Annotated in this window: 27 protein-coding genes and 1 riboswitch; of the genes, 10 read left to right on the top strand and 17 right to left on the bottom strand. The window is 49.3% G+C overall.

Features of this window, described 5'->3' with window-relative positions:
• Positions 1-32: 32 nt before the first annotated feature.
• Together truC and CWE06_RS01265 are read right to left on the bottom strand one after the other, a co-directional pair.
• Positions 33-797 carry a tRNA pseudouridine(65) synthase TruC gene (gene truC / locus CWE06_RS01270; RefSeq protein WP_126790496.1) on the bottom strand — a complete coding sequence of 255 codons (765 nt, stop codon included), beginning with the start codon at positions 795-797 and terminating at the stop codon, positions 33-35.
• Entirely contained in the window at positions 784-1,131 is a 348-nt protein-coding gene (locus CWE06_RS01265) for a YqcC family protein (protein ID WP_126790495.1), read from the bottom strand. The genes truC and CWE06_RS01265 overlap by 14 nt, the downstream gene beginning before the upstream one ends.
• 77 nt (positions 1,132-1,208) lie before the next feature.
• Here CWE06_RS01265 and CWE06_RS01260 point away from each other — a divergent pair, with 77 nt between their 5' ends.
• Together CWE06_RS01260 and CWE06_RS01255 are read left to right on the top strand one after the other, a co-directional pair.
• Entirely contained in the window at positions 1,209-2,312 is a 1,104-nt protein-coding gene (locus tag CWE06_RS01260) for a DUF3549 family protein (RefSeq protein WP_126790494.1), read from the top strand.
• On the top strand, positions 2,309-2,884 hold the full coding sequence (locus CWE06_RS01255; protein WP_126790493.1) for a DUF3301 domain-containing protein: 576 nt from the start codon (positions 2,309-2,311) through the stop codon (positions 2,882-2,884). Before CWE06_RS01260 ends, CWE06_RS01255 begins: the two co-directional genes overlap by 4 nt.
• 24 nt (positions 2,885-2,908) lie before the next feature.
• Here CWE06_RS01255 and lysC read toward each other — a convergent pair whose 3' ends face one another.
• The 3 genes from lysC to syd form a co-directional block, all read right to left on the bottom strand.
• Entirely contained in the window at positions 2,909-4,279 is a 1,371-nt protein-coding gene (gene lysC / locus CWE06_RS01250; RefSeq protein ID WP_126790492.1) for a lysine-sensitive aspartokinase 3, read from the bottom strand.
• A 68-nt stretch (positions 4,280-4,347) separates the two neighbouring features.
• Positions 4,348-4,566, bottom strand: a riboswitch (Lysine riboswitch).
• Between the two features lie 77 nt (positions 4,567-4,643).
• Complete coding sequence (locus CWE06_RS01245; protein ID WP_126790491.1) at positions 4,644-5,291, bottom strand: GNAT family N-acetyltransferase; 648 nt, start codon at positions 5,289-5,291, stop codon at positions 4,644-4,646.
• A gap of 92 nt (positions 5,292-5,383) precedes the next feature.
• Positions 5,384-5,950, bottom strand: coding sequence for a SecY-interacting protein (gene syd / locus CWE06_RS01240; protein WP_126790490.1), 567 nt, complete (start codon positions 5,948-5,950; stop codon positions 5,384-5,386).
• Between the two features lie 47 nt (positions 5,951-5,997).
• Between syd and queF the strand changes: the two genes are divergently transcribed.
• The 5 genes from queF to CWE06_RS01215 all read left to right on the top strand — a co-directional run bounded on the left by queF (position 5,998) and on the right by CWE06_RS01215 (position 12,710).
• Complete coding sequence (queF, locus tag CWE06_RS01235) at positions 5,998-6,885, top strand: NADPH-dependent 7-cyano-7-deazaguanine reductase QueF (RefSeq protein ID WP_126790489.1); 888 nt, start codon at positions 5,998-6,000, stop codon at positions 6,883-6,885.
• 142 nt (positions 6,886-7,027) lie between these two features.
• Entirely contained in the window at positions 7,028-8,386 is a 1,359-nt protein-coding gene (gene ppnN, locus CWE06_RS01230) for a nucleotide 5'-monophosphate nucleosidase PpnN (protein ID WP_126790488.1), read from the top strand.
• Between the two features lie 3 nt (positions 8,387-8,389).
• The gene (locus CWE06_RS01225; RefSeq protein ID WP_126790487.1) at positions 8,390-8,770 is read left to right on the top strand and encodes a DUF3192 domain-containing protein; all 381 of its coding nucleotides are present in this window, start codon (positions 8,390-8,392) and stop codon (positions 8,768-8,770) included.
• A gap of 220 nt (positions 8,771-8,990) precedes the next feature.
• Entirely contained in the window at positions 8,991-9,995 is a 1,005-nt protein-coding gene (locus CWE06_RS01220; RefSeq protein ID WP_126790486.1) for an isocitrate dehydrogenase, read from the top strand.
• 180 nt (positions 9,996-10,175) lie between these two features.
• Positions 10,176-12,710: a mechanosensitive ion channel domain-containing protein gene (locus CWE06_RS01215; protein ID WP_126790485.1), complete on the top strand. Its 2,535-nt coding sequence runs from the start codon at positions 10,176-10,178 to the stop codon at positions 12,708-12,710.
• Here the strand turns inward: CWE06_RS01215 and CWE06_RS01210 are convergent.
• The 10 genes from CWE06_RS01210 to CWE06_RS01165 all read right to left on the bottom strand — a co-directional run bounded on the left by CWE06_RS01210 (position 12,707) and on the right by CWE06_RS01165 (position 19,312).
• Complete coding sequence (locus CWE06_RS01210; protein ID WP_157981104.1) at positions 12,707-13,153, bottom strand: YbjN domain-containing protein; 447 nt, start codon at positions 13,151-13,153, stop codon at positions 12,707-12,709. The genes CWE06_RS01215 and CWE06_RS01210 overlap by 4 nt on opposite strands.
• 152 nt (positions 13,154-13,305) lie before the next feature.
• Positions 13,306-13,710, bottom strand: coding sequence for a septal ring lytic transglycosylase RlpA family protein (locus tag CWE06_RS01205; protein ID WP_126790483.1), 405 nt, complete (start codon positions 13,708-13,710; stop codon positions 13,306-13,308).
• Between the two features lie 130 nt (positions 13,711-13,840).
• Complete coding sequence (gene rlmM, locus CWE06_RS01200) at positions 13,841-14,911, bottom strand: 23S rRNA (cytidine(2498)-2'-O)-methyltransferase RlmM (protein ID WP_126790482.1); 1,071 nt, start codon at positions 14,909-14,911, stop codon at positions 13,841-13,843.
• 22 nt (positions 14,912-14,933) lie between these two features.
• The gene (locus CWE06_RS01195; RefSeq protein ID WP_126790481.1) at positions 14,934-15,533 is read right to left on the bottom strand and encodes an alpha/beta family hydrolase; all 600 of its coding nucleotides are present in this window, start codon (positions 15,531-15,533) and stop codon (positions 14,934-14,936) included.
• Entirely contained in the window at positions 15,530-16,453 is a 924-nt protein-coding gene (locus tag CWE06_RS01190) for a transcriptional regulator GcvA (protein WP_126790480.1), read from the bottom strand. The genes CWE06_RS01195 and CWE06_RS01190 overlap by 4 nt, the downstream gene beginning before the upstream one ends.
• A gap of 20 nt (positions 16,454-16,473) precedes the next feature.
• On the bottom strand, positions 16,474-16,764 hold the full coding sequence (locus tag CWE06_RS01185; protein ID WP_126790479.1) for a transcriptional regulator: 291 nt from the start codon (positions 16,762-16,764) through the stop codon (positions 16,474-16,476).
• A complete protein-coding gene (locus tag CWE06_RS01180) occupies positions 16,754-17,284 on the bottom strand; it encodes a hypothetical protein (protein ID WP_126790478.1) in 531 nt (176 codons plus the stop codon). Before CWE06_RS01180 ends, CWE06_RS01185 begins: the two co-directional genes overlap by 11 nt.
• A 109-nt stretch (positions 17,285-17,393) precedes the next feature.
• Positions 17,394-17,984 carry a hypothetical protein gene (locus CWE06_RS01175; RefSeq protein ID WP_126790477.1) on the bottom strand — a complete coding sequence of 197 codons (591 nt, stop codon included), beginning with the start codon at positions 17,982-17,984 and terminating at the stop codon, positions 17,394-17,396.
• A 57-nt stretch (positions 17,985-18,041) separates the two neighbouring features.
• Positions 18,042-18,731: a GOLPH3/VPS74 family protein gene (locus CWE06_RS01170; RefSeq protein ID WP_126790476.1), complete on the bottom strand. Its 690-nt coding sequence runs from the start codon at positions 18,729-18,731 to the stop codon at positions 18,042-18,044.
• Positions 18,728-19,312: a DUF1415 domain-containing protein gene (locus tag CWE06_RS01165; protein WP_126790475.1), complete on the bottom strand. Its 585-nt coding sequence runs from the start codon at positions 19,310-19,312 to the stop codon at positions 18,728-18,730. The genes CWE06_RS01170 and CWE06_RS01165 overlap by 4 nt, the downstream gene beginning before the upstream one ends.
• A gap of 98 nt (positions 19,313-19,410) precedes the next feature.
• Between CWE06_RS01165 and CWE06_RS01160 the strand changes: the two genes are divergently transcribed.
• From CWE06_RS01160 to CWE06_RS01150, 3 genes are read left to right on the top strand one after another with little or no spacing between them, the layout of a single operon-like run.
• Positions 19,411-22,590 (top strand): intermembrane phospholipid transport YdbH family protein, encoded by a 3,180-nt coding sequence (locus CWE06_RS01160; RefSeq protein WP_126790474.1) that lies wholly within the window; start codon positions 19,411-19,413, stop codon positions 22,588-22,590.
• Between the two features lie 25 nt (positions 22,591-22,615).
• Positions 22,616-22,822 carry a YnbE family lipoprotein gene (locus tag CWE06_RS01155; protein ID WP_126790473.1) on the top strand — a complete coding sequence of 69 codons (207 nt, stop codon included), beginning with the start codon at positions 22,616-22,618 and terminating at the stop codon, positions 22,820-22,822.
• Between the two features lie 11 nt (positions 22,823-22,833).
• A complete protein-coding gene (locus CWE06_RS01150; protein WP_126790472.1) occupies positions 22,834-23,232 on the top strand; it encodes a YdbL family probable chaperone protein in 399 nt (132 codons plus the stop codon).
• A 33-nt stretch (positions 23,233-23,265) separates the two neighbouring features.
• Here CWE06_RS01150 and CWE06_RS01145 read toward each other — a convergent pair whose 3' ends face one another.
• Both CWE06_RS01145 and CWE06_RS01140 read right to left on the bottom strand, forming a co-directional pair.
• A complete protein-coding gene (locus tag CWE06_RS01145; RefSeq protein ID WP_126790471.1) occupies positions 23,266-24,141 on the bottom strand; it encodes a mechanosensitive ion channel domain-containing protein in 876 nt (291 codons plus the stop codon).
• Positions 24,142-24,204: 63 nt separating this feature from the next.
• Positions 24,205-24,969 (bottom strand): SDR family oxidoreductase, encoded by a 765-nt coding sequence (locus CWE06_RS01140; protein ID WP_126790470.1) that lies wholly within the window; start codon positions 24,967-24,969, stop codon positions 24,205-24,207.
• Positions 24,970-24,975: the final 6 nt, after the last annotated feature.

The following is a 24,975-nucleotide window of genomic DNA, read 5'->3' as shown; positions in this document are numbered from 1 at the left end:
ACTGGCCCTTTTTGTTTTGCGCGTTTGTCGTCCTAGCGGAATGGTCGATAGAAAGATTCCGGAACAGCTATTTCGAACGTTTTCATCTCTCCCGTCACTGGGTGCGGAAAGCTAAGCTGCGTCGCGGCTAATAAAAGCCGATGAATATCAAAATGCTGACGGAAAAATTTATTGTGACGACCATCACCATGATTCGTATCGCCGATAATTGGATGGCGAATATGCGCCATGTGCCGGCGCAGTTGATGTTTGCGCCCTGTTTTTGGTGACAATTGCACCAACGAGTAACGTGACGTTGCATGCTTTTTACTCACCGCAAACGGCAACTCGACTTGCTCTAAACACAAATAATCAGTGACCGCTTCTTGTGCTGCTTTGTTTGGATCCGCCATCGCATCGGCGATCGCATCGAGCTCTTCTTTTAATGCATAATCGATGCGACCAAAATCGTGCACATAGCCACGCACTACTGCATGATAAATTTTTTGCACCTGACTACCGGCAAACAACTCGCCCATGCGGGTGGCAACCTCAGCACTCAAAGCAAAGACCATCAAGCCAGAAGTCGGTCGATCAAGGCGATGAACGGGAAACACATGCTGGCCAATTTGATCGCGCAGCAATTGCATCGCAAACCACTTCTCCCGGCGCGCTAATGCAGTGCGGTGCACGAGTAAACCCGCTGGCTTATTAATGACCACGATATCTTGGTCCTGGTAAACAATGTGCAATTGCGGACGTAATCGACCGTCACATGGGTCAACCCAGTCCGGCAGCGCTGCGTTAGTGTCGAGCATGATGTCCGTCCAACAGTTCGTCGAGTGCTTTCAGCTGCAGAATAATTTGTCGATGTTCCCGTAACTGCCCTCGCCAAACTTCGATGGCCATCGGACTTATTGCTATGGCGTTGGGTAAAGCAGCACGTTGTTCGACCAACTGATTCAAGGTCGGAATAAGAATAAACTGCAGCCACTGGTGAAAATCCAGTGTGTCACTTGCAAATGGCGCTGTGCTTTGCAGAGCTTGCAGACTCGGTGGCTGAGCTTGCCAGAGTTGTGCCGCTTTTAATTCCACTTCGAGTTGTTCGAGAATCTCAAGTGCTTGGGCAGCGATGCTTACGCGTTTTGTCATTGCTTTGATTGTACCTGCTAACGTGGAAAGGTATGATAACAACAGAATTCCTAAAGGTCATACTATAACGGAAAACCATGCAGTCTATCGACACTCTCAGCGATTTTCTTACGGTTGCCGGCTCCGGCCATGCAGCCACAACCGCCTATCGCATTTACGATTTAAGTCGTCGCGTTCAGCGCCTCGACAATCAGGAATTTGCCCGCATTGAACGAGGTGAGGCACCGTTCCCAACACCACGCCAGCAACATGCTTTCTTAGGCATTGTGTTTTGGAATACCGCCAAGGCAAACGACCCGTACATTTGGTTCATTAAATTACCGCTCGACGAACGTGGGTTATTTCAACATGCGGCGCGCCAACATTTTCTGAGCATTATTGTTGCCGCTCTCGACAGCCCAGAGCAGCAACTCAGCGCTGCCGAACAAGAGAAGATATTGGCGCAGAACCCTTATATTTTCACACCTGACGAGCCTCGCAGGGCCGCGTTCCATGCCCTCGTCAGTGCTGAATTAAGCCACCCGCCGTCCATTTACTATGAAGACGCCCAAGCCTGGCTCAGTGGCACCGGGCTCGACGATGACAACCAAAGCACAACCGGTGCGTGGGAAAACCTTGCCGTGCAAGGCATTCACGATGTCTGCACCCGTGATTTACATAAGAGTCAATTACAGCAGAATCTAATCCGTTCTTTTGCCCAATGGCCTGAGCCATTACAGCAAGCGATAGTTGAGGCCATCGAACATCAAGAGCTGCCAGCGACGCTGGCACAGCATTGGCGTAATGAACTCAAACAAGCTCTGCAGCAACAGTCTGTCGCAACCAATTTTGTCTTGACGCGACTGCGTCTACTGGCCTCTCATGCTGACCAGGCCGCCACACAAAACGTCGTCAAACAATTGCTCGCAGCGCTGCCAGCACAACAGCCCGATCGCCAAGATATTCTTTTAGCATTGAGCGCTCGATGCTGGCCGGCACTGGCCACCCCAGCCAACTGCGAAGCTTTCTTAACCGCTGCAGCAGCCGAGTCCCAAGAGGTGTTTACCACCCTCTTCCGTGACTTAGTCATGTTACCCTCGTTGCGGGGGCTATTACTCAACCTGCTGCGTCAACCGCAGCTTGCGCCGGAACTGCAAATGGCTGTCGCTAAACTGGTGCAACGCACTCGGAGCGGCTCATGAGCGCCAACTTAATCGATGTCCTTGCGCTGCTTGGCTTATTTCTGCTGGGCTATCTGTTTTGGCAATGGCGCTTGCAAGAAGAGCATGCGCGTCGTCATGCTGAACAAATATGTGCAAAAAACAAAGTTCAGTTTCTCGATATTGCTCGCACCGCTGGTAAGTTCGCTTTGAAGCCAAAGCTAGGTTGGCAAGCGCAGTTTACCTTTGGCTTTAGTAGCGACAGTAAATCGCGTTACGAAGGTAGTATTACGTTGATAAACCTGTTTCTCCAAACGTCGCAACTGCCGCCGTTTCGTTTTCACGCCAACCCGCACGATGACGATGTCGAAGCAGACTCTGTGACAACATCGCAGCAAACGCCTGCGCGGGCAGCGCCAGCTCCTTCAGCGGCCCCAGCAGCTACATCGCCCGAGCAAATTGCCTACCGCGTGCGCTATGGCGATCCACAGCCGTCTGTGCGCAGCCGTGCATCGGCTCACCAGATTCCAGCGGCAACCCACAGCAGTCGGCCCGATGACGAGCTCCCGCCCGTTATTGACGCCGTTTTCCCAAGTGACTTTCCATTGCAATAGCGCGAGCGCAACGTTACACCGCGGTTAGGCTTCTAAGAAACCGCGGTGCAGCGTTTGCAAAATATCGGTGGCGTCGTCTTCGCGCACGAGGAAACACAGGTTATTCGGACTCGCGCCCTGACTAATCATGCGAATATTTTTCTCACTAATGCAGGAGAAAATGCGACTTGCGACCCGCGGCGTATTCGACAGTTGGTGGCCAATCACAGCAATTAGCGCTAACCCCTCTTCAACGCTCACATCACAGAGAGCTTCTAATTCGGCCATCAATTTCGGCGTCACCAATTTTCTGCCTGACGAATGCGAACCTGTAGCATCGAGCGTCAGAGCCACCGAGACTTCCGACGTCGTAATCAAGTCGACTGAAATACGGTGGCGTGCAAGAATCGCAAACAACTCAGCCAAGAAGCCGCGCGCATGGAGCATATTCAAACTCCGCACGGTCAGAAGAACTTGTCCTCGGCGCACACTCAGTGCTCGACAGACCGGACGCTCCTGGGTTTGATTGCGAATCCACGTCCCGGGCTTCTCTGGCTCTCGTGTACAACCGACAAATACCGGTACTTGCGCCCGCTGAGCTGGCACTAAGGTTGCCGGATGCAGAATCTTGGCACCAAACGTCGCCATTTCCGCGGCTTCGGCAAAGGTGATTTCAGTAATCGGACGAGCGTTCGGAACTTGCCGCGGGTCGCAGCTGTAAATACCGTCAACATCGGTCCAAATTTGTAACGCATGTGCATTTAATGCTTCGGCAAATAAAGCCGCGCTGTAATCAGACCCACCACGTCCTAGGGTTGTCGTGCGCCCCGCAGCGTCAGCACCAATGAAGCCTTGAGTCACCACACAGTAGTTCTCGAGCAAACCCGACAAGTGCTCTTTAACTAACATTCCGATACGTTTTGGACGTGGATCGGCATGACCAAAGTGGCTGTCGGTACGAATCACTTCACAGGCATTAAAGTCGCGCGCGGTATGGCCTCTTTGGCGCAAAACTTCTGTGAGTAATAATGACGAGCAACGCTCACCGTAAGCCAACAATTCATCTTGTGCCGCTTCAAGGGTTTGTTCGGCAAGTTGAGCGCTTAGTTGCGCCATATTCACTAAATAATCACGAATTTGCGCCGCCACTTCGGGTGCCGGTTGCAGTTCCTGTTGAATATTGTGCTGGATGGTCATGATCTCAGTCAGCACTTGCTCTCGCGCTGCTGAATCGGCGATACCCGCTGCCAGTGCGGCTAAACGATTGGTGACGCCCGCTGCGGCACTGACAACGACCAAGCGAATGGCAGGATTATTGACGATGATATCTGCACAGCGTTGCAACGCGGCATAATCAGCAACAGATGTGCCGCCAAACTTGGCTACCACCATGGGGAAATTAGAATGTATTTGCATGCACTGTGAACCTTTTTGTTCGCAGAGCTTAGGAACGGTAATTCAATGACGCAGGACGGCAGGAATTTCGCTCCAGAAGCTCTCCACCGTATACAACTGTAGCTTCTTAACTTACACAGCTAAGTGTAGTCGCTACTTCGGGTGACAGCCTGAGGGATTCAGCCCCCATGACCGATTGTCAGACGCCCGTCGCATGACAACCTCGGCGTTACTCCCCCTCAAATACCTTCGCCGTGATAACGGGACACTCCGGTATTTTGCCTGGGTAACGCACCTCTTCTGGTTTCAGCTTGCTCATATCAGCAAGCTGAAGATGCGCGATTTGAACGAAATTTGCTGAAAAAGTCAACTATAAACGCGAATTTTATACTTGTAATGCTTGGTCATCGCGGGTTAAGAACATCAACTGACCCTTAATGTCGCCAACCTGAACGTCACGTAAAAAATGAAAACCGCGTTGCCCAAAAAACCGCGCATACTCTGGACGGGTTGCGAGTACGGCTATTCCAGCCGATTCTTGATCAGCTTCAAGGACATCACGAGCCGCGTGAATCAGCAAGTCACCGAGGCCTTGTTGACGATATTGTGCAGCCACAGCAATAAAAGTCAGCATATGGTATTGACTCACCGGCATGGTTTCCGCAATGAAACGCTCTTTTTCAAGCATTTGCCGGGTGCTGACAAAACCGGCAGTTAACAGCATTCGTAAACGCCAGTGCCAAAAGCGCTCGGGTGTGAATGCTTGACCCTGCCGAGTAATACACACCACACCTTCAAGTGTGTCGCCAGAAAACAAACCGATCATGGGTTGTTGATGCTGATAAAACGCATTGAGTTCTTCGCGAATTGCGGCACGCAGGCGTTGCTCATAACCCTCTTTTTCCGCTTTGAAAATCACCTCAAAGGTAGGGTCGTCACGATACGCTTGCAGGAGTAGCGAAGCTGCCGGTGCCAAGTGTTCTTCTGTGAGGTAGACCAGCTCACTTTGCTGTTCGATCTCAGTTGCCATCATAGTGTTCCATTCTCTGTGTAGGGCCAGAAAACGTCACTTTAAAACACTTGCGCAAACTTGTCGATAACAAGCTTTTAACATCTGCACGGAATCTAATCTGGGTCGACGACAATTGGCTCGAGGCGTTCCAGAAAAGCCTCGAGATCGCCGGCGAGGATGGCATGCTGCTCTTGGCCGACATACTCAAGCCCCACCGCCCCAGTCGTATTGTTCACGGTGACCAACAAGTCGTCTTCATCGGTAAGGCCAATAAATAATGTCACTGGTTGACGCAGGCGCTGCTTCATCAGCACGTGACCGACTAAGTTTTGCTGCAACCGCTCGCCATCTTCTGGGTGCATAACCTGCAGCAAGGTAACGAATTGCTCACGGAAGCGCAGCACCATATCACCGGCAAAAAAACTACTAAAAAACGCTTTTACTGAATCCTGAATGGGCATTTCTAATCCGTGCTCTAAACCGTCAAAATCAAGCGCTGGCTCCTGCGGCACAGCTTTCCAACCGATCTCTCCGGATTTTGGTTTGCCTTGATAACACGGTGCGTCCCAATTTGAAATATATTCAGTTTGCGGCAAGCATTGCGCTGCGGCATAGGCTTCTTGGTAACGCTGGTGCAAGTCTGCCAGGGCTTGGTAAACGCTTTGCATCTGGTGTAACACTCCAATTCTTCATACAATAGGCGCATTCTACGCAGAGGAAGTATGAAATGCCAACGTCGTCGCCAAAGCCTAAGTCCGCCGCCCTAGCGCACCTTAAACTCGGTCAAAACACGGATTATCCGCAGCATTTTGATGCCGGGTTATTACAACCCGTGCCACGGCAGCTCAATCGCGACGACTTAGGTATTGATGCAAGCACGTTGCCGTTCGTTGGCGTTGACGTGTGGACCTGCTATGAGCTCTCATGGCTGCAACCGAATGGTGTCCCTGCAGTTGTCATCGCGGAAGTAGCTGTTCCCGCAACTAGCCCCAACTTAATTGAATCAAAATCATTTAAGCTGTACTTAAATGGCTTTAATCAAAGCACATTTGCAAACCATGCAGCGGTACAGCAGCAGCTTGAACACGACTTAAGCGGCTGCGCCGGAGCACCAGTTAGCGTGGTTTTTTTTACTCTCGACGAATACAGTCAACGCGGTATTCAAGCGCTTCCCGGGCACTGTATCGATGGCGAAGACATTACCATTCAAGACTATGACTACCAACCGGATATTTTGCTAGAGATTCAAGCCCCGACAACCGCGGCTGAGCAAACCGCCAGTGAAACGGGTGAATTACACAGCCACGTCTTGAAGTCGAATTGCCTTATTACCAATCAACCGGATTGGGGTTCGGTGTATATTTACTACACAGGCAAGCCTATTCGGCGCGACGTTTTGTTGGCTTATCTGGTCTCTTTTCGTAATCACAATGAGTTTCATGAACAATGTGTTGAACGAATTTATTGTGACCTCCAGCGCTATGGCGAATTCAGTGACTTATTGGTGGTTGCTCGCTACACCCGCCGCGGCGGACTTGATATTAACCCGCTGCGCTGCAGTGACTCGGCGCTACTCGACCACCCCGTTCTGCGGAGTCGCTTAGCCCGCCAGTAAGAGACGCTGAGGGAGCCAAACGCCTCAATAAAAGTTGATTATTTGGCCCAAAGCTGCGTACTCTTACGTGTTAAATAAAAAAATGAATAGACAATGGAATGAACCACTCACTTTCAAGAGTGGCGAGGAGTAGAACGAGAATATGAGAATTTCATTATCACCCCAAGGCAGCATGTCGCTGCTTTCACAAATCGAGATTGATCGGTTACAACAATCAACCGACAGTCCGCTATATAAGTTATTTCGCAACTGTGTTCTTGCAGTTTTGAACGTGGGTAGCCACACCGACAACAGTGCGGAAATATTTGACCAGTTTCAAGACTTCGAAGTGAACGTATTACGCCGCGAACGAGGCGTCAAATTAGAACTCATTAATCCACCGGCATCGGCTTTTGTCGACGGTGAACTGATCGTTGGTATTCGTGAACACGTGGAAGCTGTGTTGCGCGATATTCTATTTGTCGGCGAACGTTACCCGCACGACGTGCTTGTCAATATGAGCACGCGTCACCTCACTCACGTCACCTTTGACATATTGCGCAATGCTGGCGTTGTGAAGTCAATTCAAGAACCTGACATGGTTGTCTGCTGGGGTGGTCACTCCATCTCAGAAAACGAATACAAATATACCAAAGTCGTTGGTTACGAGCTTGGATTACGCGCCTTCAATGTCTGTACAGGCTGTGGTCCTGGTGCGATGAAAGGCCCAATGAAAGGTGCCACCATCGGTCATGCCAAACAACGCATTAAAGATGCACGCTATTTTGGCCTCACTGAGCCAGGTATTATCGCTGCCGAGCCGCCGAACCCGATCGTGAATGAGCTGGTCATCATGCCAGACATCGAAAAGCGTCTCGAAGCGTTCGTTCGTTGTGCCCATAGCATCATTATTTTCCCAGGTGGTGCAGGCACCGCTGAAGAACTGTTGTATTTGCTGGGTATTCTCATGCACCCGAGCAATAAAGACCAAGAGCTGCCGGTCATTTTAACCGGCCCGGAAAGTGCTCGAGCTTACTTTGAGCATCTCGATACGTTTATTTCCAATACTCTTGGCGAAGCAGCGACCAAGTACTACAAAATCATTATCAATGACGCCCAAGCAGTTGCTCAGCATGTGCAAACCGGTATGGCTGCAGTGAAACGTTATCGTCAGGAAAGCGGTGACGCTTACCACTTCAACTGGACACTGCACATTGAAGAGCCGTTCCAGCAACCGTTTGAGCCAACTCATGAAAACGTTGCCAAGCTAAACTTGCACCGCAATCAACCGAAAGAGCAATTAGCCGCCGATTTACGACGGGCCTTCTCGGCCATTGTCGCAGGTAATGTGAAAGAGCCTGGATTACGCGAAATTCGTAAACACGGTCCGTATAAAATCTCTGGCGAGCCGGAATTTATGGCAGAACTCGACGAACTGCTGCAATCTTTCGTTAAGCAGGATCGCATGAAGCTTCCAGGTGGTACAAAATACCAACCTTGTTACGAAGTTATTAAAGGGTAAGCCGTGAAGAAAGGGTTTCTGATTGCTTTGATTGGGTTTGTCATCTACGCCGTTGTGGCCGGTGGCATTCTCCATTTTTATACCGCAAACCCAGAAACCATGACTTGGCGTGAGCGCGAGATCTTCAATCGTAAGTACATTGGCCGCTTAAAAATCGGTACCAGTCGCGATGAAGTCTTGCGCTTGCTCGGCCCGCCCGATATCAGTGAAGCACGGGCGGCCTCAGATGGCCGCAACGTGCTGATCTTATTTTACCGTACCCATCACGTGAAATCCGACGGTATTACCACACGCGATGAAACCACACCGTTATTGTTCACTGACAATGAGCTTTTCGCGTGGGGTGAAACCGCCTATGAAGTCGAATTTGGCCCACTGAAATAATCACCAAGTAACAACTCGTTAACCCTCATTTCGCGACGTTATACCGACTATAGTCGTACTGCTTTCGCTAGTTTGAGCAACGGAAAAATGGTATAAACTACGGCTAAATTTCTCGCCGATGGCAAGCATTGAATGCGCCCCAATCAGTGCGCCCCAATCAATGCAACCTCAGTGCGGTCGGCGTCGTCAGTCTATCTATGTTTTATAAAAGGGTTGTGGCATGAGCAGAACAATTACGGTTATCCCGGGTGATGGAATCGGACCGGACATTATCGAATCAGCAGTAAAAATTATGGATAAAGCCGGCTGTGACTTCACCTATGAGTATGCCGACGCAGGCCTCGTCGCGCTCGAAAAGCACGGCGAGTTGCTGCCAGCGACCACGCTTGATGCAATCAAGCGCAACGGCATAACCCTGAAAGGTCCACTTACGACCCCAGTTGGCGGTGGTTTCACCTCGATCAACGTCACCCTCCGTAAACAGTTTGGTTTGTATGCCAATGTCCGTCCGGTCAATAGCTTCAAAGGCACCAAAGCGCGCTACGAAAATATCGACATTATTACCGTGCGTGAAAATACCGAAGGCATGTATTCTGGCCTTGGGCAAACCACCAAGGAAGACGGCAGCGAAGCTGAAGCCATGAGCCGTGTTACTCGTTCAGGCTGTGAGCGTATTGTCCGTTTCGCATTTGAGCTCGCTCGTCGTGAAAACCGCAAGAAAGTCACCGCTGTGCATAAAGCCAATATCTTGAAGACCACGTCAGGCATGTTCTTGGCTGTCGCGCGTGAAGTTGCACAAAACTACCCTGACATTCAATTCGAAGAAATGATCGTTGATGCAACCTGCATGAAGCTCGTGATGACGCCTGAAATCTTTGACGTCATCGTGACAACCAACCTGTTTGGCGACATTATTTCTGACCTTTGTGCAGGTTTAGTGGGTGGCTTAGGCATGGCACCAGGTGCGAACATTGGCCCCGACTGTGCAATTTTCGAGGCGGTCCATGGCTCAGCGCCAGATATCGCAGGACAAAACCTCGCCAACCCAAGCTCAGTGATTCTTGCTTCAATTCAAATGCTTGAGCATTTAGGTATGCAAGAACAGGCACAAAAAATCTTAGCTGCACTGCGCGATGTGATTGAGTCTGGTGACCGCACAACACGTGATCTTGGCGGCAGCCACGGCACGACTGACTTTACCCAAGCGATTCTAGATCGCCTGTAAGTCTTGCTGCGCTCGTACCCCAAAGCCACAGTTCAATGCTGTGGCTTTTTTGTTTCCGCCCATCGACTAATAAGCACACAAATAAGCTTTGCCTCTGCTATTACGAGTAAAATCTAGCAATAGCGCCAGAATCGAAGTACTCTTTATGGGTGTATTCTGTTAGATAACGAGTTGATTTTTATGCAACAAACTTCCCGCGTTTGGGTCTTGTCTGGGCCTCGTTCCATCACTTGCTGGTCTCGGGTAATCCGTGTGGTTATGCTGGTCTTGGCGGCATCAGTCGCGCTAATCGCGACGTTATCAACTGCGGCAGCTCACACGACCACTGAACAAATAACAGCCCAACCACAGGCGATTACAAGCGCCCAGTTAAATACAGAAATTGAGCGGCTGCAATATCAGTTACAAGAGTTACGTGACAATCGAACTGACCTCTCAGCACAATACACCGCTCTGTCAGGTAGCCAATTACTTCACCGGGTACTGCAAGAACAGCGAGCAGCGCTACCACGAGTTGCAAGACAAGATTTTAACGATCAACTAGCGCAATTACGCCTCGATTCATTTTATTTACAGCGTGAAATTCGCACCGCATCGGCGCAAGCCATGCCTGCACTGATTGAACAACAGCAAGAACTACAGAGCCGTATCGACCAACTCGTCGCTTATATGCGCTTGCAACAAGAGCTGCAAATCGAGGTTCAAGCCTTCGCTCTAGAACTTGAAGAATTTCTTTTCTGGACACCGAGTAATCCGCGCTTAAATGCCGCTTGGTTTGCGACCATGCCTGATCAGTTGCAACGTCAAGGTCAACGCATGCAACAGTCGTTAACGACTATGCTGCATCATAGTGAACTACGTCCGAATTTAACAGCGCTCCTTTTACTCGTATTGCTCGTCGTACTTTTGAGCCAACGCGGGCGTATTCAAGTCTTGTTAAACAATCAACAAACACAAATACAAAGCACCGAACAAATAGCGCCACCATGGTTAATCGCAGCCGCCCTAATTAAGGTTGCTTTGTATGTGGCGCCAGCTTCCTTAGCGTTGCTACTGATTGGCCAGTTTATTGGCAGTGACGAGGCGACCGAGCATTTACAGCCACAAAAAGTATTTACCGCCCTTGCGTTCGCACTTTTTGCCATCAGTTTTTTACGCAAAATATTGCGCCCCGACGGTGTTGCCCAAGCATTTTTCCAATGGCCTGCGCCCACTTGCCTCCTGCTTAAGCGTTACATTGAACTATTCGCAGTCGCCTTATTACCGCTAACCGTCATTCTCGCTTTTGCCAACCAGCAGACCAGCCTGTATGCGCAAGACGTCGTTGGCTCGCTCAGTTTATTCATTGCGTCTGTGTATCTCGTTGCAATTAGCCTCTGGTTATTTAAACGCTTACCGACCTTGTACCATTCTGTGTTTGTGCACCGCCTCATTGCTGCTGCCGTCATCGTGTTACCGCTCAGTTTGGTGTGGATGGTATTCAGCGGCTACTACTACACCGCCCTGCGGTTAAGTGGCTATTATTTAGCCACTTTCTATGTCATGAGCAGCTGGGTTATCCTCGAGGCTAGCGTTCGGCGAGCCATTCAATTATCGAGTCAAAAGCTCATCCAACAGCGCGACATCGAGTTGGCTGAACTAGCCCAACAAGAAAACATTGCCGACCAAGATATTGAGAATGCAGAACCCGCTAAAACACCGGCACGGGATTACACAGATATTGAAGAAGCCCAAGCTCAGTCGCTGCGACTTGGCCGGTTCTTTTTACTCGTGCTCTTTAGCTTCATCCTCTTTGCCGTATGGTCAGATGCACTAAGCGCACTGCACTACCTCGATAGCCAGTACATCTGGGACAGCGAGCAAGGCATTGATTTTATTCCGGTGAGCATCGGTGCGTTAGTGTCCGCGTTCTTTATTATTATGGTGAGTATCGTCCTGATTCGTAACCTTCCCGGTCTACTTGAAGTTGTCTTCCTATCACGTTTAAAACTGGAAATGGGAACGTCTTACGCGGTGACCTCGCTCACGAACTATGTCCTTATTAGTATTGCGATTGTATCCGTGTTTGGCGTCTTAGGCGTGAAATGGGAGCAATTGCAGTGGTTGGCAGCAGGTTTAACTGTTGGTTTGGGTTTTGGCTTACAAGAGATCTTCGGGAACTTTATCAGTGGTTTAATTTTGTTTTTCGAGCGTCCTGTCCGGGTTGGTGACATCGTGACTCTGAATAACTTGTCGGGTCGAGTCTCAAAAATTAAGATTCGTGCAACCGTCATCACCGACTTTGACCGTCGCGATATTGTAGTACCTAACCGCAGTTTTATAACCGGTCAATTTGTGAACTGGTCACTCAGTAACACCATTACTCGCATTACCGTTAAAGTCGGTGTTGCCTATGGTTCTGATCTCGAGAAGACGCGTAAAATCCTACTCGAAATAGCCGACCAAGAGCCGCGAGTTCTGAAAGAGCCAGCGCCACAAGTGCTGTTCTTATCCTTTGGTGAAAGCACGTTAGATCACGAGTTGCGGATGCATGTCGGTGGTCTCTCTGACCGCAACCCAACGATTGATGCTGTCAATCGCGAAATTGACCGGCGCTTCCGTAAAGCTGGAATTGAAATCGCGTTTAATCAGATCGACGTGCATTTTCGTAATGAGCTAGGTGTCGAAGGCCTCATCCAACGGATTCAGCCTTCGCAAAATGAAGGTAAAAATTAAAGTAGAACTTCGTTAATCCAAGTCGCGAACGAGAGGCGCGCTGTCATTAAGTAGTCTTTGATGCGTGCCTCAGTAACGCCGCCAGCAAAATCAAGGTCGAGCTCTAACACCGGATGGCCGTCAACGGTCCAATACGAGCGTGAGTAGCTTTTTGAACGGTTCCACTGATTAATTTTTTCTGGGGTATTTTCATCACTATCGGTGAAAATCGCATAAAACTGAACCATTTCACCGTGTGCTGGAATCAGGATATACGTTGCAAACCCATCAATCCGCCACAAAATATCACCGTCTTCGTCGATCTCAACGGTATACCCTTCCGCTTGCATGATTTTCATCATTGACTCAACGTCAGTTTTCTTGTGAATTGTGTCGGCTTGAGCAAACGTCGAAAAACTCACCAAGGCAATGCTTAGCAGCAACATACTTAAAACTTTTTTCATGACCATTCCTTCGATAAATTTAAAAGCTGCTGGGTCGCGGTAAGTTCGACCAAAAATTGCCGCCCACTCAGAACACAGCGCACAGCGCACAGCATCGACAAGAGTATTTAGCTCTCGCCAAATTTAGTCAAGCATGTTGTTGTATCAAACTGTTACGGAACCACTTCAATACGAACCCGCGCAAGACCGGCGCTGGTGTCCGCAATTTCACTAAATGAGGAGCGCGACAAATCAATGATACGGCCTTCAATAAATGGGCCGCGATCGTTAATGCGCACAATGACCGACTTACCATTATCGAGATTGGTAACGCGCACCCGCGAGTTAAACGGAAGTGTTTTATGGGCTGCAGTGCTTGCGAACTGATTAAAACGTTCGCCATTGGCGGTCGTCCGAAATTGATATTTATTTGCGTAGAATGAAGCAATACCCTCTTCAACAAAGCCAACCTGAGTGGTATTCACTGGTTTGGACGAAGGCGCAGAAGCGCAGGCGCTCAACCAAGCGACCGCGAAACTGAGTAGAACAAAACGTAAAACAGAAGACTTTCGATTCATGCTGCATATCTCCAGAAAATTAACCGGAGATTGTAAGCATTGAGCGTGCCGCTGCGAGCAGGTTTACTGAATTTTTGCCTTTGTGGCAAACCCAGTCTATCGGCTTAGCAGCAGCGAGATAGACTTGTTGTTATGTTTTTAACTTCTTGCGCAAGTAAACAGTGATTTCCTCACGATCATGATACAAGTGCTTGGCTGTTAGCTCGTAACCACGTACTTCGGCTTCAGCCAAGCGCTCGTGAATGGCATCCATATATTGGCGAACAGCTGCGTAACGCTTCTTCATCGGCAGCTTTAAGTTAAACATGGCATCGTGACACCATTCACCAATGAACCAATCGGCCATTAAATGTGCCACGCGCACCGGTTTCTCGACCATATCGCAGACCAACCAACGCACATTGCGCTTTTTTGGTAAAAAGCTAAAACCATCTTCCCGAAAGTGTTTAACCTGGCCCGTTTCCATTAATCCTGCGTCCATTGCCCCATTGTCGACGGCACTAACCATCATGCCGTAATAAACCAACACTGAAGTCCATCCGCCGGGGCAAGCGCCTAAGTCGACCGCATTCATACCAGAACTCACGCGCGCCTCATATTCCGCCTCTGGGATCATCACCTTAAAGCCTTCAGCAAGCTTAGCCGCCGAGCGACTTGGTGCACCTTTTGGCGTCCGAATGCGTGGAATGCCCATTGGGAAAGGTGAATGATTGTACGAGTAGGAATAACCCAGCACAACTGAGTGGGTACTGCGGAACAAAACATGCAAAACTGGGCGATTGGTAATTTCTTTGGTCGCCAAAATGCCTTCTGTCTGCAACGCCACAGTCAATGGCTTGGTAATTGATTTGCATAACGCTGAGAGTGCCCGGCCATCATTAGTATCGGTCGTTTCAATCCACAAACGACCACACAATTGCGTGTCTTTTAAAGCCGCAACCATAGGCGCAACACGATCATCGACCGACAAGTCATTGAGGTCGGCAACGCGCGCAAAAAGCTGGCGAGCAAAAATTAGTGAACTCACAGGTATTTTACGAGCGATGTGATCGCCCTCTTCAGGCTTACATTCGTAAGTGACTAACCCAGAGTCTGGCTGCGCTTTACAATAGCCATACACACCAAGCGCACCTGCCCGTTCTTGAATTTCGGCAGCGCACTCGGCTTCAAAACCCGCACGACAATATAATAAAACCGCCATAATTAACTTTACCTTACTTGTTTTACAGCGCTTTGCGCTGCTGAATAAATTCGTCGACCCAATCGCTAACTTGCTGCCAACATTGGTCTGTCGTCATGCCCGTAGCCTTCGCCGCAACGAGATCATGATTGCCGCGCTCGAGCCATCTCAGCATTAATTGTGCTGGTAGCGACTTTGCATTCACCACCGCCTGTTTGCCAAACGGGTCTGCGGTACCTTGAATGACTAGATTCGCCATACGGGAGTTAAATAACTCGGCTGTTCGGTCCTTCTCTGGCTTACCTGGCGGATGAAATGGAAATCCCAAAGCAATGGCAGCTTGCGCTTGTACTGTATCCGCAATCCGAAACGCTGAACGCGACCCCATCGATTTGCCGAGTAAAAAGAGTGCTTCACCAGGAAAACGCGCTTGTGCCTTCTGCACTTCAGCAATGAAACTCTGATCCAGAACTGCCGCGCGATCAGGAGGGCGCTTTTTACCACTCTCGAGCACTTTTTGCCAGTAAGGAAAGGCAAATGTGTGTACTTTATGACCTTTTTCTTCTAGCTTCGCTAAAATTGCCTGCATAAAGTCACTTTCTGGCCCGGCTCCAGCACCGTGCGCGAAGACAATTAAGCTCATTGATACTGCCCTTGGTTTTCTGTTCGATCTAACTCTTCGTCGAGAGCTACCTCACTCAGCAACCAGTCGCGAAACCGTGCCACCTTGCCAATATCCGCTTGCGATTCACGACAGACCATGAAAAACGCATCATTCGTTGGCAAGGCTTGCGGAAAGACTTTTACTAAATGGCCACTGTCCAATTCGGGCTTCGCCAACACGCTATTGGCTAAGGCAATTCCCTGCCCATGCACTGCGGCTTTTAAAGCCAATGCAGAATGAGAAAACACTGGACCTGACTTTTTCGCTGGCGGCTCTTCTGCAACCAGTGCAAACCACTCGCGCCACGCATTGCGAGTTTCATCATGCAGCAACGTATGTTGTTTTAAATCCGCCGGCGTTTTTAAAGGTTTTGGCCCCTGTAATAACAGTGGTGAGCAGACTGGAATGAGAAACTCTTTATGTAACCGATACGATTTCACGCCTGGCCAACTGCCGCGGCCATAATAAATGGCAATATCAACATAATCGGTAAGCGACCCAGTAATCTCGTCAACTGCTTTTAAACGCACATCAATTTCCGGATGCTGTTCATGAAAACGACTCAGCCGCGGCACCAACCAGAGAATGGCAAAGCCTGGCGGCACACAAACAGTTAACGAACCTTGTTCACTCGCCAACATAATTTTCGACGTTGCCAGCGTTAACTGCTCAAACATCTGCCGAATCTCAAGGTAGTAACCTTGACCGGCTTCGGTCAGTAACAAAGCACGATTGCGTCTTAAAAATAAAGCGATACCGAGGTAATCCTCAAGCGCTTTGACCTGATGACTAACTGCCGCTTGGGTCACAAAGAGCTCTTCTGCTGCCTTAGTAAAGCTCAAATGTCGAGCTGCTGCCTCAAATGAGCGTAAAGCATTTAACGGTGGTAACTTACGCATACTTTTAATCCATTCCTCTGTTAAGTCGCCAGAGCCGCAATAATCCGCAACGCGTCAAGATGCTTTTGAAAGGCGCATTGCCCGTCTTTACTCAAGCTATACCAACTCCGTGGGCGTCCTGTGCTCGGGACTTTGCGAATGGTCAAATAGCCGGCATCATCTAAATACTTCAATTGCTTCGACAATACCGAGTCGGAAACACCCAGTTCGTCCCGCAGCAAGGCAAATTCCATTTCATCAGCATTGGCTAATAACGCACAGATTTGTAATCGATGCACCGGATGAATAACCGGATCAAGTTCAGCCGACATCTTCAGCCTCCATTTCCTTGCGCCAAGTTGACATCCACACGCGTCCATAGATCTGCGCAATCACAAAGATCGATACAGCGCTGACCGGAATGATCCATTGATGGCCTTGACTGTTCAACCACATACTCCCGAACAGATGAATAAGGTAAATCACAAAGAACGCATAAGACAACTTGCGGGTTTTACCGCGACGCCAGCCGGAAACCCACAGCGCTTGATTGGTGTAATGACGCAAGACCAGCACCATACCAATACACCCGACCGCAACGATAATAATGTCATACGGCATCGGCGCTGCATGGTGAATAACGAGCATAGCCATTAATAGCCCGATCACAGGGTCTTGCCACCACGGCAAATGTAAATGTTTAACGATACTTTTCTTTTTTTCTTTCACTAGGTTTAGTGCCGCAACAGCGGCTTCGCGCTGTGCCTGCAGATCACTGCTGCTGTTCGTCGTCGCTGAGTCAGATTGATCTGTGGCGTTGCGCTCATTCTGCTGATTCGATTGTTGATTCATGTGGGCTTCTCCAACTAAGTTTCGCCATTTAACTTTCCATAACGGAAAGTTATGAAACAATAGCGATTACTTTCCACTATGTCAACATATTATTTTCCAGTGCGGAAAATTAGTTTGAGCGAATTGCTTCAGCTCGCCATCCTAAGTCAGCTTTTTCATTACAAACCGGGTTACCTGCATCTACAAAGGCCTCGGCGAAAAACCACTCTTTAAACACCGACCACTGCCCCTCAATTGGCGAGTAGCACTGTCCGTTCGGCTGTTCGGCAACGAACTCCAGTGTACACAAGTCTAAGTTATCGGTTGGGCCAAACATGGCGTACGCATAGACCGCTTGGCAATGGTCGCTGAGATAATTACGAAACACCACGAGCCAGTTGTCCTCATAGCGCACAATACTGAAACTGGGAACATTATTGGCAACCGCCGCAGCAATCACGCCACCGGCATCACCGTCTTCAACGGTTCGAAATTCGCCCGCTTCACGCACGCGTAATTGAATTCGTTCACCGTGACGCCAGGTAAGCGAATCAAATTCAGTTTCCTCAGCGGCGGCAACTAAGGCGTTAAGTCCTCGACTATTACGTTTTACCTCTTGCTCGATATAGCGCGTCACTTGCTCTGCCTCGGTGAGCGGTGGCTGGCCGCCACAGGCCGACAAGAACAACGCAAATGCAGCGAGTCCAACTAATTTATGCATGACATCACCCTTTCATGAATCTTATTCACTTTTATAGCCAAGCAACATGAATCCTATTCATGTTGTAGCGACGGTAATTGCCGGAATCATGACCGCAACCATAATCGCTGCTTCAACCGCTTGTACCGCTTCGCGTGCCGCGTCACCGAGTACGTTCCCTTTCACGAGCTGTTTAATTCGGTCACGATGCTGGCGCAGTTCGCGTGCTGAAAACACCTGACTCAACAATCGAGCACCTTGACACAGGGCAATGATAATCACGGTGCGGGCGTCAATAGTACTGCTATCCTGCTCTTCTAGTACCGCCGCGCGCATGCGTTGCCGCAGCTCCTGTTCAGGTTGCGGATTGACTTCAGGATAGACACGACGGGTAAAGAGCCACATGACTTTTTCTTCATCGGCACTAACCACGCCATGTTCTGCGAGGTTGCGTGCCACTTTGTGTTGAATATCTTTGAGGTGAGCCAGTTCATTCACCCAAGTCCGCAGGACTTTCGGCCGTTTCGACGATTTAATTTTCTCCATACACTCGTTTAGTAAGGGATCATCACTCGCTGTCGAATCGATCAACTCAACATACTTCCGCCGTCCGTCAGCCACAGTAATCCGTTGTTGCAACATCAACTCAGCGATCACTGCTGCAGCAACCGCATACCCCACATAGCCACTGCTAATCGTTCCTTTTTGTTCACACAGGGCTAATAACATGATTTCTTCGTACAAATGCATATGAGCCGTGTCTGTCATGGTTTATCCTTAGGTGCTTGCCCATGGCTGGTGCCGTCCATAATCCGCTGTAAAATATTCATGAAAAAATCTGCACCTTTGCGCCGCGCAAACTCAATGTTGCGTTCTGGAATTGTCTCTGGATCTTTGTATTCAGCTAGAACTTTTTCGAGTGTTGCTTCCCGCAGTAAATGGAGAATAGGAAACGGCGCTCGGTTGGTATAATTCGCTGCATCATCCGCATCTGTGTCAGCGAAAACGTAGTCTGGGTGAAATGTCGCAAGCTGATACACGCCTTCATAACCCTGCACTTCCAGTAATTCATTGGCGTAATCAACAAGCTCTAAAAAGTCTTCAAAGCGCTGGAACCCATATGGCAATATCAGTAACGTTGTTTCCGTTTCTGGGTGCTGATCGAGCCACTCACATTCCTGAATACAAGCCATTAGCGCTTCATCAAGTTTATTTGATGCAACGACCTGATAGCGTATTTTTTCTTGCTCAACTTCGGGACGCGCAAAGGGACAAAAGTTGTACTTTACAATCACGTCCTGAACCCAAGTTGCAGTTTGCTGAATTGCTGCTTCCGTTGTCACTTTCATGCTGTTTATCACCAAAACATGTCCTTTACCGAAAAGCCGTTGCCGTTCACGAGTGAAGCAACTATTGTATACTACTCAATTGTTTGAGACTTAACATCATGACCCGTAAGGCCGATTCATCGCCGCCACAGCCCGAACAAACCAAGGTAAATAAACATCGTAAAACCCGTTTGCGTTGGCGTGTTGCCCGTGCAGCTGCGGCAGTCTTGGCTTTCTTTCTCACCTCAGCTTTTATTGGCTTTCTTTGGTTGCAACATACACTCCAAAGTCAGTTACAAGCCGCAGGCATTCAACATTTAACCTGGTCGGTGCGCGAGTTTTCGCAAAATACCCTAAGGCTTCAAGACGTTGCCTTTCAGGTCACAATCCAAGATTCATCTCAGTATACACTGCCTGCGCAAGCAATGGCGGTGAATTTGAATAGCCGCGAGATCAGCCTACAGTATCGTTGGCAAGGTCGCCCTTGGTTAAGTGCCCCACTTCTCCATGAAGTTGTTGTCGTCAACCCGCAGATCCATTTACCTGTGTCGCCTTTTGAACTTATCACCAGTCAACCTTCGTTCACAGCGAGTGATGACCACGATGCGAGCGCTTTTAGTGAGCTTGCTGGTAACCTAGCGGCAATCACAGATGTTGATGCTTGGCAGCATTGGTTGATGAATCCAGGCAGTACAGCTCCTATGAATCATGCGTCAGTTAAGGAAATGCTTGCACAGCTACCTTATGTGGACGCGAATTGGCGCTTCCAGCTTGACCACTTCCAGCTTACATTTCCCTGTCAAGCCGAGCAAACTGCAGCTCGAACACCAACCTTCTGCCATTTTGTGCTGAATGGTGTGCTGAATGTTGTACAAAATAGTCAGCTGCAACAGGCCGATACCCAGTCGTTCGATGCGCGGGTCCAACTTCAGCCTTACACCAGTAGTAATACCAACTCCCTTGCACTGGTATCACATGGGCCTTTGCTCGACGTCAAGTTAACAACTAGCCCTGAGCAAGATTTTGCTCTCGATATGCTCTGGCAACAGCCGCAGTTGCTAAGCAAACCCTTGCAGTTGCGATTGACACCAACAGCGATAGATCTCGACCTCGCCTTTGTCCACGAACTTAAACCGTGGCAACAAAAACGAACGCCGATTCATCAAGTTACCAAGGACTGGCATTTAGGCCACTTCACTACCTTTGCTTTATTTCAAGAGCCCTCAGCGCGGGCAAACGAGCCCTCAGCCCTGGCAAAAAAACCTACGGAAAGCACGGCAAGTTGGCAGCAACAACTGACTCAGCTGCCGACATGGCTCACCAACACCACAGTCGATGTTGCGTTAACCGCTCGCATCCCTTGGTTGAACCCCAATGCAGTTCCGGAACTGAACCTAGTCAGCTCGCTCCGTCAGCAGATCACCGAGTCGACTGAAACGCTCATTCAGATCAACTGGCGTGCGCCGTCTGCAATCACGCAAACAAACAGGCATAACGCCACCGACGGCGACGAGAGCTCTGCATTGGCGAGCTTGCACCCGCACTTGCAGCCGAATTGGCAGCCCTATTTGCAGCAACAGTACAAGTTACAGCTCCGAGCGTCCGCTGACGACGTGAATTCCGCACTCGATTTGCCGATTCAAGTATCAAGCCCCATCAACATCGATATGCTTGCTCGCAGCGAGTCGGTATTGTGGCAAAAATCCTGGCGGTCACTGACAGAACAATTGGTACAGTCACCCAGCATCCAGATTAACGAGTTAATCACGCGTGCCCTTGACGAGGCCAACCTCAGCGTGGCATTGAATATCCACCCCTTCGAATTTGCTGCTGAAATGATGAGTAATGCTTCCTTGTCTTCGGTCAGTGAGTGGTCCATGTCACTCGCTCAGTTATGGGCCATTGCGCAAGGTCAAGAAACCGCGATGCCATTGCAGTTTACGCAGCCATTACAAGTCGGTGTTGCCGCCGACAAGGTCAGCCTCGACAACGAAACGTACGCCGAGCATGTTGAAATGACCGCTGTGTTTGACCAGCTGACCGTACAGACTGACCAGCTCTTAAATAGTCTTTTCCACGGGCAGCTAAATATCACGAGTGCCAATCTCGAACACCCAGCATTGTTGCCACAAGCCTGGCAATTAGAGCTGGACATCGCCCGCCCTGCGCTCCAGTCGCAACATCAAAGTACACAGCACAGTCAACTACATAGCCGACAACAAGGTGAGCAACACACAAGTGTCAAAGGACTGGCCGAAACTCAAACTGGCTTTGGCGTCGAATTTGAATCTAGCTTTGATCTTGCCGCACTCATATCGTCACAGTCTGACCTAACCGTCGACTGGCGGCTGCAAGATATCTTTTTGATTGCGGGCAATCCGCTTACTGCAATCTTGCGCGACTGGCCAGAACTAATGACGCTCGAGCGCGGACGTCTGCAAGCCAGTGGGCAAGCACAGCTTCCCATTCGTGAAACGGACAATACGAGTATAGCGGGTAACCGTTTACAGATAGCCGCGACTGTGAATCTCGCCGATATTGTTGGTATCTATGACACAGCTGCCTTCCGAGGCTTAAATACAGCGCTGCAAGTTAATCTAAACGGTGACAACTTAAGCGTCAGCACCGATTCCTTGCGGCTATTGTCACTCCAGCAAGGTTTTAATATCGGGCCAATAGAAGCTAGTTTCGATTATCAGGCTCAGCTCGAGGCACCAACGACTGGCCTTTTGACCTTGCATGATAATCAAATTCATCTGTTTGACGGTATTGTTCGTTTAGCCAACCAAACCTATGACCTCAACGAAACAGCGCTCGTTTTACCGGTTGAATTGCATGCCGTGAATTTGGCGACATTGCTGACACAATATCCAGTATCCGATTTCAATGGTAGTGGGTTATTATCCGGTGTCGTTCCAGTTCGCTGGTCTGAACGTGGTTTTTCAGTTGCTAACGGTGTAATTAACGCATTGCCTCCAGGTGGAGCATTGCGTTACCAGAGTGAACAATTCACTGGTTTTGCTGCCACGAATCGCTCAATGCAAACTTTACTAGGTATCTTGGAAGATTTTCATTATGATTTACTTTCTGGCACAGTAAGTTACGACGAGGACGGAACTCTGGAACTTCAAATGAGTTTACGTGGTCAAAACCCCAGTGTCGAAGGCGGTCGTCCGGTTCACTTGAATGTGGTACTCCAAGAGAACTTGCCGGCATTGATTACGAGTATGCAATTGACGAACCAAGTGAATCAAATCATCGAGGAACGTCTGCAAAGACGACTGTTACGACAAAAGTAAAGTGAAGCTACACAAGGAGCCACGTATGCAACAACAAAGTACAACTCGACTCAGCGTAGGCGCGCTGATTTTGAGTTCCCTCATGCTCTCTGCATGTACCCCAACTGTTCAGGTTGCGGCACCACAAGAGCCAATTACGATTAATCTTAATGTAAAAATTGAGCATGAGATCTACATTCGAGTGGCGCGTGAACTTGATGAGCTATTCAGCGAATCGAGCGGATTATTTTAAGGAGATTGACGATGTCATTAAATACAGTTTTACGCACCGCGCTATTCAGTGTTGTCCTACTTAGTATAGGATTTACAACCAGTGCTGTGCTCAGTCAGCCAGTTTATGCACAAGCGAACAACATGACTTTGCAACAAGCCATGTCGGCTCTGCCAGATGCAAAACGTGACGGCTTAGTGGGCGAAACCGAAACCGGCTATCTCGGTGCTGTCAATGAAGAAAGCGATGCTCGCATTGAACAAATCGTGCGCCTGATTAACTCAGCCAGACGCGCGGAGTACACGTCAATTGCCCAGCGTAATAATATCGCAGTCGCAGAGGTTGAAGTCCTTGCTGGCCAACGCGCAATTGACCGCACTCCACCCGGACAATATGTTCACGTCAATGGACGCTGGTTGCGCAAACCTTAATGTAAAAAAGAGGGGGCTATTGCTCCCTCAAAACTATTCTTTTGTTGCCGGCGCGCTGTTGGCGGCTGCTGGGGCAAAATTATAATTGACGAATACGTCGGTCAGAATTGACTGCTCAATAAAGCTGCGCTGCCCTGCCTTTACCGGAATCCGTACCACGAGGTGAATTTCACCCGCGGTGGCAACTTGCAACGTCACACGCGGGTCAACCGAAGGTGATTCAAGGCCGCGTTGTTCACTTTTCTTCTTCATATAACGCCGCACGTCTTCGAGGTAGGGCGCGCAATATTGATTCGCGGTATCAAGAATCGCTTGCTTGGCTAGCTTCCAATTCTCTTCGCGCTTAAATGGCACAGTGAACACATGTAACACCCAATCGTGGGTATAACTCTCGTTAATTACCGCTTCTGACACAAACAACGCATTCGGAATAACCGTCATACGTCCGGTACGTTGGTGCGAGAGTTTGCCTGGCCCCACTTCGAGAATCGTCGTCGTCAGCAGGTTCTGATCGACCACGTCGCCACGAAAGTCTTTGACTTGAATGCGATCGCCAATATTAAACGAGCTTCCAGCTGACTTCACAATCGAGCCGGTCAGACAAAGAATTAACTCTTTCGTCGCCACCACGAAGGCGACGGCAATCGCAACAATCGACAACGCAAAGGTACGAAGCTCACTGGCCCAGATCATCATCAGGCCGAGCAGTAAAAACAGCAGTAAGCCGTTACGCGATTGTACTAACCAGCGTTGGCGAAGTTCAGACGAGTTAACGCTCTTGCGAATAAAGCGGCCGAGTAGAAAGCGCAGAATCGAGACACCAGCAATTAAAACAACCGAGCTGGCTAACAATCGTGCGGTGGAGCGGGAAATCTCGAAGCTTGCAAAGAAGTCGGTCCAAAATTCCATGAGTCACTCCGTGAAGGTGTAAGTGCGCCAATCACTTCTTGGTTGGCGCACTATAGTGAGGTTTTAGAGTCGAACGCCGCCATCAATTTCAATCACGCGACCACTGAAAAAGTCGTTTTCAATAATATAGCGTGCTGAGTGAGCAATTTCAGCCGGTTGTCCCCAACGGCGCAGCGGCACCATGGCCAATGCACGTTCAACCGCTTCCGGTTTCATTTGCGCAGTCATTGGCGTTTCAATAAAGCCCGGCGCAATGGCTGCACAACGGATACCAAAACGACCTAATTCGCGCGCCCAAGTGACCGTCATTGCCACAACACCTGCTTTAGTTGCTGCATAGTTGGTTTGACCAATGTTCCCTGCCCGAGCAACCGAAGAAATATTGATAATCACGCCCTTCTTCTCACGCTTCGCCATGACCGCCGAAGCTTCACGACCACACAAGAACGTACCGGTTAGGTTGACATCAATCACTGACTGCCACTGTTGTAATGGCATTTTATGCGTAATTTCACCGTCTTTGTATTTAATCAACATGCCGTCACGAAGAATACCCGCGTTGTTGATCAAAACATCAAGGCCATTAAAGTGCGCATCAATTGCGGCGAATGCAGTTTCAACTGCAGCTTCTTCAGTCACATTCACTTGATAGGTTTGAACGTCTGCGGCACCGAGCTTTTGGCACTCAGCAGCGGCATCCGCTAGCATATCAGCATTCATGTCAATCAACGCTAGCTTAGCGCCTTGGCGGGCAAAATCTTCCGCCATTGAACGCCCTAAACCTTGAGCGCCACCGGTTACAACAATTACAGAATCTTTAATTTGCATGATGAA

Origin of the sequence: Aliidiomarina haloalkalitolerans, from assembly GCF_003987315.1 — a bacterium.
Classification (GTDB): Bacteria; Pseudomonadota; Gammaproteobacteria; order Enterobacterales; family Alteromonadaceae; genus Aliidiomarina; species Aliidiomarina haloalkalitolerans.
Note: the sequence above shows the minus strand (reverse complement) of the source record. Positions and strands in the feature narration are given on the sequence as shown.

Bases quoted from the DNA above. Each gene is read 5' to 3' on its own strand.
- CWE06_RS01155 (WP_126790473.1), top strand. From the start codon at position 22,616: ATGCAACAACAAAGTACAACTCGACTCAGCGTAGGCGCGCTGATTTTG.
- CWE06_RS01180 (WP_126790478.1), bottom strand. From the start codon at position 17,284: ATGAATCAACAATCGAATCAGCAGAATGAGCGCAACGCCACAGATCAA.
- CWE06_RS01185 (WP_126790479.1), bottom strand. From the start codon at position 16,764: ATGTCGGCTGAACTTGATCCGGTTATTCATCCGGTGCATCGATTACAA.
- CWE06_RS01160 (WP_126790474.1), top strand. From the start codon at position 19,411: ATGACCCGTAAGGCCGATTCATCGCCGCCACAGCCCGAACAAACCAAG.
- CWE06_RS01265 (WP_126790495.1), bottom strand. From the start codon at position 1,131: ATGACAAAACGCGTAAGCATCGCTGCCCAAGCACTTGAGATTCTCGAA.
- truC (WP_126790496.1), bottom strand. From the start codon at position 797: ATGCTCGACACTAACGCAGCGCTGCCGGACTGGGTTGACCCATGTGAC.
- CWE06_RS01260 (WP_126790494.1), top strand. From the start codon at position 1,209: ATGCAGTCTATCGACACTCTCAGCGATTTTCTTACGGTTGCCGGCTCC.
- queF (WP_126790489.1), top strand. From the start codon at position 5,998: ATGCCAACGTCGTCGCCAAAGCCTAAGTCCGCCGCCCTAGCGCACCTT.
- CWE06_RS01145 (WP_126790471.1), bottom strand. From the start codon at position 24,141: ATGGAATTTTGGACCGACTTCTTTGCAAGCTTCGAGATTTCCCGCTCC.
- rlmM (WP_126790482.1), bottom strand. From the start codon at position 14,911: ATGGCGGTTTTATTATATTGTCGTGCGGGTTTTGAAGCCGAGTGCGCT.
- CWE06_RS01150 (WP_126790472.1), top strand. From the start codon at position 22,834: ATGTCATTAAATACAGTTTTACGCACCGCGCTATTCAGTGTTGTCCTA.
- CWE06_RS01165 (WP_126790475.1), bottom strand. From the start codon at position 19,312: ATGAAAGTGACAACGGAAGCAGCAATTCAGCAAACTGCAACTTGGGTT.
- CWE06_RS01205 (WP_126790483.1), bottom strand. From the start codon at position 13,710: ATGAATCGAAAGTCTTCTGTTTTACGTTTTGTTCTACTCAGTTTCGCG.
- CWE06_RS01215 (WP_126790485.1), top strand. From the start codon at position 10,176: ATGCAACAAACTTCCCGCGTTTGGGTCTTGTCTGGGCCTCGTTCCATC.
- CWE06_RS01220 (WP_126790486.1), top strand. From the start codon at position 8,991: ATGAGCAGAACAATTACGGTTATCCCGGGTGATGGAATCGGACCGGAC.
- CWE06_RS01140 (WP_126790470.1), bottom strand. From the start codon at position 24,969: ATGCAAATTAAAGATTCTGTAATTGTTGTAACCGGTGGCGCTCAAGGT.
- ppnN (WP_126790488.1), top strand. From the start codon at position 7,028: ATGAGAATTTCATTATCACCCCAAGGCAGCATGTCGCTGCTTTCACAA.
- lysC (WP_126790492.1), bottom strand. From the start codon at position 4,279: ATGCAAATACATTCTAATTTCCCCATGGTGGTAGCCAAGTTTGGCGGC.
- CWE06_RS01255 (WP_126790493.1), top strand. From the start codon at position 2,309: ATGAGCGCCAACTTAATCGATGTCCTTGCGCTGCTTGGCTTATTTCTG.
- CWE06_RS01210 (WP_157981104.1), bottom strand. From the start codon at position 13,153: ATGAAAAAAGTTTTAAGTATGTTGCTGCTAAGCATTGCCTTGGTGAGT.
- CWE06_RS01170 (WP_126790476.1), bottom strand. From the start codon at position 18,731: ATGACAGACACGGCTCATATGCATTTGTACGAAGAAATCATGTTATTA.
- CWE06_RS01175 (WP_126790477.1), bottom strand. From the start codon at position 17,984: ATGCATAAATTAGTTGGACTCGCTGCATTTGCGTTGTTCTTGTCGGCC.
- CWE06_RS01245 (WP_126790491.1), bottom strand. From the start codon at position 5,291: ATGATGGCAACTGAGATCGAACAGCAAAGTGAGCTGGTCTACCTCACA.
- CWE06_RS01190 (WP_126790480.1), bottom strand. From the start codon at position 16,453: ATGCGTAAGTTACCACCGTTAAATGCTTTACGCTCATTTGAGGCAGCA.
- CWE06_RS01195 (WP_126790481.1), bottom strand. From the start codon at position 15,533: ATGAGCTTAATTGTCTTCGCGCACGGTGCTGGAGCCGGGCCAGAAAGT.